The sequence below is a fragment of the Pseudochrobactrum sp. Wa41.01b-1 genome, assembly GCF_019464455.1.
Lineage (GTDB): Bacteria > Pseudomonadota > Alphaproteobacteria > Rhizobiales > Rhizobiaceae > Pseudochrobactrum > Pseudochrobactrum saccharolyticum.
In genome coordinates, this window is sequence record NZ_CP080493.1 from 1,430,174 (window position 1) to 1,442,036 (window position 11,863).

General features: G+C 53.0%; 10 protein-coding genes. 6 read left to right on the forward strand and 4 right to left on the reverse strand.

The features are described 5' to 3' along the window. Positions 1-216: 216 nt before the first annotated feature. The 5 genes from K1X45_RS06665 to K1X45_RS06685 all read left to right on the forward strand — a co-directional run bounded on the left by K1X45_RS06665 (position 217) and on the right by K1X45_RS06685 (position 6,698). Positions 217-1,470: a sarcosine oxidase subunit beta family protein gene (locus K1X45_RS06665; RefSeq protein ID WP_220160178.1), complete on the forward strand. Its 1,254-nt coding sequence runs from the start codon at positions 217-219 to the stop codon at positions 1,468-1,470. A gap of 11 nt (positions 1,471-1,481) precedes the next feature. After that, positions 1,482-1,808 (forward strand): sarcosine oxidase subunit delta, encoded by a 327-nt coding sequence (locus K1X45_RS06670; protein WP_121993001.1) that lies wholly within the window; start codon positions 1,482-1,484, stop codon positions 1,806-1,808. Next, positions 1,805-4,798: a sarcosine oxidase subunit alpha gene (locus K1X45_RS06675; RefSeq protein WP_220160179.1), complete on the forward strand. Its 2,994-nt coding sequence runs from the start codon at positions 1,805-1,807 to the stop codon at positions 4,796-4,798. The genes K1X45_RS06670 and K1X45_RS06675 overlap by 4 nt, the downstream gene beginning before the upstream one ends. Further along, positions 4,791-5,348 (forward strand): sarcosine oxidase subunit gamma, encoded by a 558-nt coding sequence (locus K1X45_RS06680; protein WP_220160180.1) that lies wholly within the window; start codon positions 4,791-4,793, stop codon positions 5,346-5,348. The genes K1X45_RS06675 and K1X45_RS06680 overlap by 8 nt, the downstream gene beginning before the upstream one ends. A gap of 183 nt (positions 5,349-5,531) precedes the next feature. After that, positions 5,532-6,698 (forward strand): alpha/beta hydrolase, encoded by a 1,167-nt coding sequence (locus K1X45_RS06685; RefSeq protein WP_220160181.1) that lies wholly within the window; start codon positions 5,532-5,534, stop codon positions 6,696-6,698. Positions 6,699-6,832: 134 nt separating this feature from the next. On the opposite strand, the gene K1X45_RS06690 is transcribed toward K1X45_RS06685, so the two are convergent. Next, complete coding sequence (locus K1X45_RS06690) at positions 6,833-7,303, reverse strand: MaoC family dehydratase (protein WP_220160182.1); 471 nt, start codon at positions 7,301-7,303, stop codon at positions 6,833-6,835. Between the two features lie 31 nt (positions 7,304-7,334). Continuing rightward, a complete protein-coding gene (locus K1X45_RS06695) occupies positions 7,335-8,003 on the reverse strand; it encodes an HAD family phosphatase (protein ID WP_220160413.1) in 669 nt (222 codons plus the stop codon). A 131-nt stretch (positions 8,004-8,134) separates the two neighbouring features. Here K1X45_RS06695 and K1X45_RS06700 point away from each other — a divergent pair, with 131 nt between their 5' ends. Then, a complete protein-coding gene (locus tag K1X45_RS06700) occupies positions 8,135-9,454 on the forward strand; it encodes an NAD(P)H-dependent oxidoreductase (RefSeq protein ID WP_220160183.1) in 1,320 nt (439 codons plus the stop codon). Between the two features lie 56 nt (positions 9,455-9,510). Here K1X45_RS06700 and K1X45_RS06705 read toward each other — a convergent pair whose 3' ends face one another. Together K1X45_RS06705 and K1X45_RS06710 are read right to left on the reverse strand one after the other, a co-directional pair. After that, the gene (locus K1X45_RS06705; RefSeq protein ID WP_220160184.1) at positions 9,511-10,206 is read right to left on the reverse strand and encodes an ATP-dependent Clp protease proteolytic subunit; all 696 of its coding nucleotides are present in this window, start codon (positions 10,204-10,206) and stop codon (positions 9,511-9,513) included. A 255-nt stretch (positions 10,207-10,461) separates the two neighbouring features. Then, positions 10,462-11,862: an NAD(P)(+) transhydrogenase (Re/Si-specific) subunit beta gene (locus K1X45_RS06710; RefSeq protein WP_151160098.1), complete on the reverse strand. Its 1,401-nt coding sequence runs from the start codon at positions 11,860-11,862 to the stop codon at positions 10,462-10,464. Position 11,863 lies beyond the last annotated feature (1 nt).

An 11,863-nucleotide genomic window follows, 5' to 3' on the forward strand; every position in this document is an offset into this window, starting at 1 on the left:
CACAGAGATTCTCTGTCGCTTTTTCCGCTAATTTTCATGCGGAATGAAGTGAGTCCTTCGCACTGACATCCCGCCGCGATGCGAGAGCTTTTCAGCAAACAAAAACCGCATGATACGCCAAAACCCGTCGCAAAATGGCAAAGTCAGTGTCGGCATATGGTTTAACTTTAAACCAACAGGCGGAAAAAATCTTCCGCGCCCAGATAAGGGGACATTATGCGTAAGTTTTCAGTATTTGCAGTTGCCCGTGAAGCACTGCGCGGAAATAAAGGCTGGGAGCCGCACTGGGCTTCGCCGGAACCGCGTTCTCACTATGATGTGATTATTGTCGGCGGCGGCGGCCACGGTCTGGGTGCCGCCTATTACCTGGCCAAAGAACACGGCATCACCAATATTGCAGTACTGGAAAAAGGCTGGATCGGCGGCGGCAATACCGGCCGTAACACCACTATCATCCGCTCCAACTATCTCTATGAAGAGAGCATGAATATCTATGAGCATTCGCTCAAGATGTGGGAGAACCTGTCACAGGATCTCAACTACAATGTCATGTTCTCGCCGCGCGGCGTACTGATGCTGTCGCATAATATCCATGACAAGCAATCCTTCAGCCGTCACGTCAATGCCAACCGTCTCTATGGCATCGACAATGAGTGGCTGACACCGGAACAGGCCAAAGCCTATTGCCCGCCGCTGAATATTTCACAAAATTCCCGCTATCCGATCAATGGCGCAGCATTGCAGCGTCGCGGCGGTGTCGCCCGTCACGATGCGGTGGCGTGGGGCTATGCCCGTGCAGCTTCTGACCGTGGCGTCCACATCATCCAGAATTGCGAAGTGCTCGGAATTCGCCGCAATGCGGACGGCAGTGTCAGCGGCGTTGAAACCAATCGTGGTTTTATCGGCGCCAAGAAAATCGGTGTTTCCGCTTCAGGCCACTCCTCCGTTATCATGAATATGGCCGATGTCCGTGTGCCGCTGCAAAGCTCTCCATTGCAGGCACTGGTTTCCGAACCGATGAAGCCGATTGTGCCATGCGTGGTCATGTCCAATGCGGTTCATGCCTATATTTCCCAGTCGGACAAGGGCGAGTTTGTCATCGGCGCGGGCACAGACCAGTATAATTCCTATTCGCAGACCGGCGGCTTGCAGATCATTACCCATACACTGGATGCGATTTGTGAATTGTTCCCGATGTTCCGTCGCGTGAAAATGATGCGCCAATGGGGTGGTGTCACCGACAACACTGTCGACCGCGCACCGATCCAGAGCAAAACCCCTGTGCCGAACTTGTTCGTCAATGCAGGCTGGGGCACCGGCGGCTTCAAAGCAACACCGGGTTCCGCCCATCTGTTCGCCCATTTGATTGCCCGTGGTGAGCCGCATTCGCTGGCCGCCGGCTTTACACTGGATCGCTTCCGCACCGGCCGTCTGATTGACGAAGCTGCTGCAGCAGCCGTAGCCCACTAAGGATAATTATCATGCTTTTGATCCATTGCCCTTATTGCGGTGAAGACCGCTCGGAGCTGGAATTCCGCAGCGCGCATGATGCTCATATTGCCCGCCCGACCAATATTACCGAGCTTTCGGACGAGGAATTCGTTGAGTTTCTCTATTGGCGCGACAATCCCAAAGGTGTGATCTTTGAACGCTGGCGGCATATTCACGGCTGCGGTCGCTTCTTTAATGCAGCGCGCGATACGGTGAGTGACCGGTTCCTTCTCACCTATAAAGCCGGAGAGCCAAAACCGGATCTGAGCCAAATCGTACAGACAAACAGTGTTGCGGCCAAGGAGAGTGGTAAATGAGCGGCTCAAAACGCATTACTGGCAAAGGCCGTCTGACACCGGCGAAAACCGCCCGTTTTACCTTTGACGGCAAGACTTATACAGCATTGGCAGGTGATACTGTCGCCTCCGCGCTGCTTGCCCATGATATTCACCTGATCGGACGTTCGTTCAAATATCACCGTCCGCGTGGCTTTCTGTCCGCAGGGCCGGAAGAGCCGAATGCACTGCTGGATATTTCCCGCGACAAAGCGCATCGTCAACCGAATGTGCGCGCAACCGTGCAGGAAGTCTTCGACGGCATGCATTCGGAATCGCAGAACCGCTGGCCGTCTTTGTCTTTCGACATCGGCGCGGTGAATGACCTGTTTTCGCCTTTCTTTGGTGCAGGTTTCTACTACAAGACTTTCATGTGGCCGAGAAAGGCGTGGGAGAAGGTCTACGAACCGATCATCCGTCGCGCTGCCGGTCTGGGCGTTACGCCGACAGAACCTGATCCTGACCGCTATGCAGGCCGCTATGAGCATTGTGACGTGCTGGTTGTCGGTGCAGGTGTAGCTGGTTTAAGTGCTGCGCTGGCTGCTGCCCGCACCGGTGCCAAAGTCATTCTCTGCGATGAACAGCCTGAGGTCGGCGGTGCCCTGCATCATGAAAACGGCACCAAGATCGACGGGCAAGATGGTTTTGCATGGGCGCAAATCACTGCGGCTGAACTCAATGCCATGCCGAATGTGCGTGTTCTCACGCGCACCACGGCTTTCGGCTATTATAACCATAATTTTGTGGCTCTGGCCGAGCGCGTTACCGACCATGTTGCTTTACCAGAAAAGAACACCGCGCGTGAGCGCCTGTGGCAGGTGCGGGCCAAACGCGTGATCCTCGCGAACGGTTCGATTGAACGGCATATGGTATTTGCCAATAATGACCGTCCGGGGGTTATGCTGGCTTCGGCTGCCCGCACCTATCTCAATCATTTCGGTGTAGCTGTCGGATCGCATGTCGGTGTATTCACCGCCCATGACAGCGCCTATGAAGCCGCCTTTGATCTGAAAAATGCAGGCGTTGATATTCCGGTGATTGTCGATGCCCGCGCCCATCCGGGTGAAGCTGTGCTGGCGGAAGCCCGCCGGTTGAATATTCCGGTTCTGACCAATCATTGTGTGCTGACTGTCGGCGGCAAGCTGCGGGTCAAATCCATGACTGTTGCCACCAATGGCGCGAAATCAGGCAGCAAATATACGATTGATGCGCTGATTACCTCCTCCGGTTGGACACCATCGGTACATTTGTTCTCGCAATCGCGCGGCAAGCTGCGCTTTGATGATGCCAAACAGCGCTTCCTGCCGGATGTCTACGCACAGGATTGCATCTGCGTCGGCACCTGTAACGGCACCGACGATTTGCAGGCAGCAATTGATGAGGCCGTTGCAGCAGGCACATCTGCCGGTGTTGCAACCGGCGGCAAGGCATCAGCAACCACCACTGTCAGCGCAACAACAGCCTATAGCTGGAGCGGCGGCATGGTCGGCACGACAGCCGGTGCAGGTCCTGACAACAATGTGAAAGCCTTTATCGACTTCCAGCATGATGTCTGCGCCAAGGACATCCGCAATGCCGTGCGCGAAGGTATGCACTCTATCGAGCATATCAAACGCTTCACCACCAACGGCATGGCATCCGATCAGGGTAAAATGTCAAACATGCACGGACTGGCGATTGCCTCGGAAGCGCTCAACAAGCCAATCCCGCAAGTCGGCCTCACCACTTTCCGCCAGCCTTATACGCCGGTGACGTTCGGCACACTCATCAACTCGTCCCGCGATCATCTGTTTGATCCGGCACGTCAGACTGCGCTGCATCATTTTGAGGCTCAGAACGGCGCGGTTTATGAGGATGTCGGCAACTGGAAACGCGCATGGTATTATCCGCAGGCCGGTGAAACCATGCATGATGCAGTTGCCCGCGAATGTAAAACCGTACGCGAAGTGGCCGGTGTTTTTGATGCTTCCACCTTGGGTAAAATTGAAGTTGTCGGCCCTGATGCCGCTGAGTTCCTCAATCTGATGTATACAAACGCATGGGATACGCTGAAACCGGGTCGCTGCCGCTACGGTATCATGACCGGTGAAGACGGTTTCGTGATGGATGATGGTGTGGTCGGTCGCATAGCACATGACCGTTTCCACGTTACCACCACAACCGGTGGCGCACCGCGTGTTCTCAATCATATGGAAGATTATCTCCAGACCGAGTTCCCGCATCTCAATGTCTGGCTGACCTCCACAACGGAACAATGGGCGGTGCTTGCCGTTCAGGGGCCGAAAGCCCGTGAGATTATCGCGCCATTTGTTGAAGGCATTGATATTTCCAACGAAGCCTTCCCGCATATGAGTGTGGCAGAAGGTAAATTCTGCAGTGTACCGACCCGTCTGTTCCGCATGTCCTTTACCGGTGAACTGGGCTTTGAAATCAATGTCCCTGCCGATTATGGTCAGTCTGTGCTGGAAGCCGTCTGGGAGCGTGCGAAGGCCATGGGCGCCTGCCTCTACGGCACGGAAACCATGCATGTTCTGCGTGCTGAAAAAGGCTACATCATTGTCGGTCAGGATACAGACGGCACTCTGACCCCGCATGATGCAGCGGTTGGCTGGGCAGTTTCCAAGAAGAAAACCGACTTTGTCGGCATTCGCGGTATGCGCCGCCCCGATTTGGTGGCGGAAGGCCGCAAGCAGCTGGTTGGACTACTGACCAAGAACCCGAACACAGTGCTGGATGAAGGTGCACAGATCGTTGCCGATCCGAACCAGCCGAAACCGATGAAAATGCTCGGCCACGTCACCTCATCTTACTGGTCATCCAATCTCGGGCGCTCCATTGCCATGGCTGTGGTGCATGACGGATTTAATCTGCATGGTAAAACTCTGTTCGTGCCGATGCTGGATCGTGTAATTGAAGTTGAAGTAACCGGCCCCGTCTTTATTGACGAAAAGGGAGAGCGCCTGCATGTCTAACTCCGAAGCAAGCGCGCAGCGCATCACTGTTCTGGGCAACCGCCGTGCCGGCAACGGCTCGGTACAGATCATTCCGGCAGAACCGGCGGAGCGTATTTCGCTGCGCGCCCGCGTCAATGATCTCGCCGATCTGTCCAAAGCCCTTGGCGTCGTCCTGCCGCAAAAACCGAAACACAGCACCACCAAAGGCAAGCGCTCGGCATTGTGGCTTGGCCCTGACGAATGGCTGGTGATTGACACCGGCGGACAATCACCTTTTGCGGATTTGCAAGGCGTTGAAACCTTGCATGCCGCAACGGATATATCCCACCGCAATATCGGGATCATCATTGCCGGTGAAGGCGCAGAGGCAACAATCAATGCGGGCTGTCCGCAGGATTTGTCGCTGGCCGTTTTTCCGGTCGGCGCAGCCTCCCGCACAATTTTCGGCAAGGCTGAGATCGTGCTTTGGCGCTTGTCTGAAACAGAATTCCGGCTGGAATGCTGGCGCTCTTTTGGCACCTATGTTTTCGGACTGTTGAGTGAAGGTGTACTGGACGCAGCCGTCTGACGATACTCTCAACGTCCTGAAACTGTCATAATTACACTTTAAGCACCGCGTCTTCTAAAAGGCGCGGTACTTTTATTTTGAGCAAGCATAATAGCTTTAATGTGATTGTTCATTTACAGCAGACCGCACTAAAGCATCTTCTGCGCCGCATTGCCCTCTTCTGTTTTGACAAGCACCATTTTCATGACCATTAAAAAACGTCTCATCATCAATTTCACAGGTTATGAAGGGCTGCACCCTAAGGCAGTGCGCGTGCGTCACCGCAAGATTATGAGCGATTTTGACAAGCTGTGGGGCACAAAAACCAGCCTGTCTCCGATGGCCGATGCAGATCACGGCAGCGGCACCATGCAGGTAACAGCCAAAGGTGAAAACTGGGAAACGCAAAGCGAATTCTGCCAGTTCGGTACTGCAGATATTTTTGATGAATATGCAGCGCGCTCCCTGCCGCACCGCCTGTTCACCGGCAGCCGCGCTTTTCTGAACATTCTCTTCACCGGCACCTTATGGCGCTATGGCCGCACCAGCTGGCGGTTTGTCATGTTTTTCATGTGGCCGTTTCTGATGGTGCTGGCCATGCTGGCCTTAACGCTCGGCATCACCGCTGCACCGGCACTGGCCGGTTTCTCACCACTGCATATGCTCTGGTCGCTGCCGCTGGCTCTCGGTATTTGCTATGGCCTGATACGGGCGCTGGATGAAAAACTCTTCATCTCCTATCTGCTCGACGACTGGTCAGCCGCCTATGACCGGATTTATGACAAGAGTTCCAGTCTGCGCCAGCGCAAACAGGTTTTTGCAAAAATGCTTGCAGAAAAGCTGCGCAGCAGTGATGCCGATGAAGTCATAATTATGGGGCATAGTCTCGGCACTGTACCGGCGATTGAAGCGCTGGCTCAAGTCTGGCGCACCGAACCGCAGCTCCTGCGCAAACAACCGGTCTCTTTGCTTGCTGCCGGCTCCTGTTTGCTGATGATTGCCCTGCATCCGCGCGCTAAAGCCTTGCGCGAAGATGTAAGTGTATTACTGAACGACAGTCCGGTTTTCTGGGCGGAATTTCAGGCGCTGACGGATATCATTCATTTTTATAATTCAGAGCCTGCCAAGGCGCTGAAAATTCAAACCAATAATCCGCCGCTGGTCAGCCATATCCGGTTCAAACACATTCACTCCCCTGTCCGCTACAAACAGGCCAAGGGCAACTTCTTCAAAATGCATTTGCTGTTTATTTCCGGCAGCCAGAAGAAAAACGCCTATGATATCGGCATGTTCCTGCACGGGCCATTTGCGCTCAAAACCCTGCTGACCGATTACCCCGATCAGCCTGCACCGCTGGATACATTACACTAAAACGGCACTGCCGCGTTTCTGGTCAGCACGAGGCGAAAATGGTGTTTTTCGAGAACCGGCGCGCAGTGTACTTAAGTACATGAGCACCGGAAGCGGAGAAAAACGCCATTTGCAGCCCGTTCTGGCCTGAAACTTCACTCCGCAGGTGGGACGACGGCAATAGTCAACCACCGCGCAGTGAGAGCCGGTTTGACCATGCCCTCCACTTCCAGTGTCACATCATAATGATTGACCACACGACCGGAAGGACGGATATCCGCATCGGCCAGTTTGAAACGGGCGCGGACAAGGGTTCCGGTTTTGACCGGCGACATAAACCGCACACTGTCAAAACCGTAATTGATGCCCATGGTTGCGCCCTGCAGCATCGGCAGCGCTTCAAAAGCAAGTGTCGAGAGCAATGAAAGCGTCAGAAAACCATGGGCAATTGTACCGCCGAAAGGTGTTTCTGCTGCACGAACCGGATCGACATGAATATATTGATGATCGTCTGTTGCATCCGCAAACTGGTTGATCATTTCCTGTGTCACCACCCGCCACTCGGAGCAGCCGATTTCTGTGCCGATCGCTTCACGCAGCTGATCCAGAGTGATCGCATCTTTCATTGCTATAGACCTTTATGATGGATTCGCAATTTCAGAGAAGGTTATTCTCTATCTCTTTCCAGCTGCTATAAACCGCTTTTGCACCTTTTTCCAAAAGCTTTTCCGTGTGTCCCGCATAAGTGTGTCCGCCACCGGTGTAACCGATCGCTGTCATCCCTGCGGCAACAGCGCCTTCCACACCAAATGGTGAATCTTCAAACACCACGCAACGTGCCGGATCAGCGCCGAACTTTTCTGCGGCAAACAGGAACAAGTCCGGTGCCGGTTTACCGCGCTTGACCATTGTGGATGAATAAAGAGCGCCATCAAAAGCATTAATCAGACCGGTTTTTTCCAGACTGAAAGCAATACGCTGCGGCGAAGACGATGAGGCCACACAACTGCGGGTCTTCAGGCGTTCCAGCACACCGGCAATGCCGTAACAAGGCTGCAAGGCCTCAGAAAACACACGATGGGTTTCAGGCCAGATATCATCCTGCGCTGCATCCGGCAGATAATGACCGGTCAGATCGCCGATCAGACGAATAATATCCGCCTGTTTCATTCCCACGCCTTTGGCTACCGTACCATCAGGAATCGGCATATTATGACGGGCATAAACATTATGAAAAGCCAGCGCAGCCAGCGGCTCGCTGTCAACCAGCACACCGTCACAGTCAAAAATCACGAGATCCCAGTTATTATTGGTTGCGCTGTCCAGCACTTTGAACTCCTGCTCTGTCATGCCGCACGGATGCAGCCCCTTAGTAATTGATATTTAATCTAGTCTTTTATAACTGTCATTATCAGGCGGGTTATTCTCCCGCAAAACACTATCTCCGGAGAACAAACATGGCCACCAATGTCGCACTCACCGGCTTAGCTCGTGATATGAAAGCCCGCGCCGATACCGGTAAACCCATCCGCATCGGCCTGATCGGCTGCGGCGAAATGGGAACCGATATTGTGACCCGTGTCGCCCATATGCCCGGCATTGAAATCGGCGCCATTTCGGAAACAAATCCGCAGCGCGCTCTCAAAGCCGCCGAAATCGCCTATGGCGAGCAAGGCCATGCCCGTGAGATCAATACCGGCTCTGGCCTGAGCCTCGCGCTCGAAGCTCATAAAATTGCTGTTACCGATAATGCAGACCTCATTCTCAATAACGACCTGATTGACGTTGTGATTGATGCGACCGGTATTCCGGCCGTCGGCGCGGAAATCGGTCTGCGTGCCATGGAGCACGGCAAACATCTCGTAATGATGAATGTTGAAGCTGATGTGACAATCGGCGCTTATCTGAAAAGCGAAGCCGACCGTCTTGGCGTTGTCTATTCGCTCGGTGCCGGTGACGAACCTTCCGCCTGCATGGAACTGATCGAATTTGTCACCGCCATGGGGCATCCGATTGTTGCCGCCGGTAAGGGTAAAAACAATCCGCTCAATATTGATGCGATCCCTGATAATTATATCGAGGAAGCCACGCGCCGGAATATGAATGTGCGCCTGCTGGTGGAATTTGTGGACGGCTCCAAAACCATGGTGGAAATGGCGGCTATCGCTAATGCCACCGGTCTGGTACCGGATAAAGCCGGTATGCATGGCCCTGCGGCAACGCTCGATCAGCTGTCCTCAACCCTGATCCCTGAAAAAGATGGTGGTGTGCTCTCCCGTGTGGGCGTGGTTGATTATACCATCGGCAAGGGCGTGGCGCCGGGCGTGTTTGTTGTTGCGGACATGTCCCATCCGCGTATTAGTGAGCGTATGGAAGATCTGAAAATGGGCAAAGGCCCGTATTTCACCTTCCATCGTCCTTATCACCTGACCTCGCTGGAAGTGCCGCTGACCTGCGCCCGTGCAGTGCTCTATGGCAAAGCCGACATGGTACCGCTGAGCAAACCGACCGCAGAAGTTGCAGCCGTTGCCAAGAAGGATATGGCAGTCGGCGAAACCCTCGATGCGATCGGTGAATATTGCTACCGCGCATGGATCATGACCGCCGGTGAAGCCCGCGCTGCCAAAGCCATTCCATGCGGCATGCTGACCGGCGCCGAAGTACTGAAGCCGATCAAAAAAGGTGAACTGATAACCTATGACAATGCGGCTCTGCCTGCCGGCTCCCGCCTTGCGGAATTGCGCGCCCGTCAGGACAAGCTGGTTTACGGTAGCTAGAATAAATTCAGCAATTTTTCGCCTCCGGAATGATAATTATTCCGGAGGCGAAAGTCTTATTTTTTATTTGAGTCCGTAATATAATAGACAACTTGTGCATGCGTTACATCATCCGCTATTTTAGAGATGATGCCCTTTTCCATTGCCTGTTCCGGCAAAAGAAACTGCCTTTGTGCTTCTCTAGCTAATAATGAACTAACCTCATCATCACGAAACTTCGTGCATTTCTTATAAATATCTTTGAACATTTGATTATAAGCAGCCAGATCAGACTGCGCTATCTCTATAACGTCCGGACTAAAATAAGAGCTTTTCCGTGTAATGCTGGCCGGATGCAGAATAAAGCGTCCGCCCTGTAACAACTGTCTGTTTTCAGCACCACAGAAGATCATACTCGCGGCAGATCCGACCGTTGAGATATTGACTGTCGCCACCGGAATGCGAGATCCCTTTACAAGCCAATACCCCACATAACCGCTATCCATATCACCACCATAACTACTGATATAAAGATTGATGGTTTCCAGATTTTTATAGCTGATATTCAGCTCATCAAGTACCCGTGCCAGATTAGATATATTGTCAGCATTAACCTCAGCGGTAAAATAAATTTTACCCACTTTTACTGCCGCCTCAGCTCCAGGTGACGTTAGATAAACCTTATTCACGTCTGCATGGGCTGCCACTGAGAGAGAACAAACGCACACACCAAGAAACAACATTTTGCGATATAAATTAGTAAATAATCTCATTCATTTTCCTCCTTTAACAAGGAGAATAAAGATGAAAATATTCAGATTAAAAATCCCAATTTAAAGCGGGTTTTACGGTGCCAGATCACTTGAGATTCTTTTTCTCAGGCGACGAATTTAAGTCTTTGTCTGTGCACGAATTTCAACCAGAAGAAGATATTTTTCCGATTAAAAGCAGCATTAAACACTTCTAAATCACGATAAAAAAGGCGGCTCAAAAGCCGCCTTTTCTTTTACCAACCGACGTGCACCGGTTTAATCCAGCGCTTTGACGATATTTTCGACCATCTTCTTTGCATCAGCAAACAGCATCATGGTATTGTCACGGAAGAACAATTCGTTCTCCACGCCCGCATAGCCGGAGCCCATGCCGCGCTTGATGAACAGCACCGTTCCGGCCTTATCCACATCAAGAATAGGCATACCGAAAATCGGAGACTGCGGGTCTGTTTTCGCCGCCGGATTGGTCACGTCATTCGCACCGATCACGAAAGCCACATCGGCCTGCGCAAATTCCGAATTGATATCTTCCAGCTCGAAGACCTCATCATAAGGCACATTGGCTTCCGCCAACAGCACGTTCATATGTCCCGGCATACGACCCGCGACCGGATGAATAGCATATTTGACCTCAACGCCCTCTTCCTTCAGCTTGTCGGCCATTTCACGCAGCGCATGCTGTGCCTGTGCTACCGCCATACCATAACCCGGTACGATGATGACTTTAGCGGCATTCTTCATGATGAAGGCCGCATCATCTGCCGAGCCTTGTTTGACCGGACGCTGCTCAACTTCGCCAGCCGCACCGCCAGCAGATGTGTCGCCGCCGAAACCGCCAAGGATCACAGAAATGAACGAGCGGTTCATGCCCTTGCACATGATATAGGACAGAATCGCACCGGAAGAACCGACCAGCGCACCGGTGATAATCAGTGCCAGATTGCCCAGCGTAAAGCCGATACCTGCCGCTGCCCAGCCGGAATAGGAATTGAGCATTGACACAACCACCGGCATATCCGCGCCGCCGATCGGGATAATAATCAGCACACCGAACAGCAGGGACAACAGCACAATCGCCCAGAACACCAGATGGCTTTCGGTAATCGCCAGCACGATCACCAGAACGACAATGCCGATAAACAGCGCCGCATTGATGATATGCCGTGACGGTAGCATGATCGGCTTACCCGACATACGCCCGTCCAGTTTGAGATAGGCAATGATCGAGCCGGTAAAGGTGATCGCACCAATGGCCACGCCAAGCGACATTTCCACCAATGCCTGTGCGTGGATCGAGCCGACTTCACCGATACCGAAAGAATGCGGCGAGTAGAGAGCCGCAGCGGCCACCATCACCGCAGCAAGACCAACCAGCGAATGGAAGAATGCCACCAGCTGTGGCATTGCCGTCATGGCAATACGCTTGGCAACAACGGCACCAATTCCGCCACCGATTGCAAGCCCCAGCACAATCAGCGCCAGTCCGCCAAAAGACGGCTGCGCCAATATCAACGTGGTGACAATGGCGATGCCCATACCGAGCATACCGTAAAAATTACCCTGACGGCTGGTTGTCGGATGAGAGAGACCGCGCAATGCCAGAATGAATAACACGCCGGAAACGAGATAAAGAAAGGCTGCCAGATTAACGCTCATG

Coding starts and splice junctions, on each gene's coding strand:
- K1X45_RS06665 (WP_220160178.1), top strand. CDS start 217: ATGCGTAAGTTTTCAGTATTTGCAGTTGCCCGTGAAGCACTGCGCGGA.
- K1X45_RS06670 (WP_121993001.1), top strand. CDS start 1,482: ATGCTTTTGATCCATTGCCCTTATTGCGGTGAAGACCGCTCGGAGCTG.
- K1X45_RS06675 (WP_220160179.1), top strand. CDS start 1,805: ATGAGCGGCTCAAAACGCATTACTGGCAAAGGCCGTCTGACACCGGCG.
- K1X45_RS06680 (WP_220160180.1), top strand. CDS start 4,791: ATGTCTAACTCCGAAGCAAGCGCGCAGCGCATCACTGTTCTGGGCAAC.
- K1X45_RS06685 (WP_220160181.1), top strand. CDS start 5,532: ATGACCATTAAAAAACGTCTCATCATCAATTTCACAGGTTATGAAGGG.
- K1X45_RS06690 (WP_220160182.1), bottom strand. CDS start 7,303: ATGAAAGATGCGATCACTCTGGATCAGCTGCGTGAAGCGATCGGCACA.
- K1X45_RS06700 (WP_220160183.1), top strand. CDS start 8,135: ATGGCCACCAATGTCGCACTCACCGGCTTAGCTCGTGATATGAAAGCC.
- K1X45_RS06705 (WP_220160184.1), bottom strand. CDS start 10,206: ATGAGATTATTTACTAATTTATATCGCAAAATGTTGTTTCTTGGTGTG.
- K1X45_RS06710 (WP_151160098.1), bottom strand. CDS start 11,862: ATGAGCGTTAATCTGGCAGCCTTTCTTTATCTCGTTTCCGGCGTGTTA.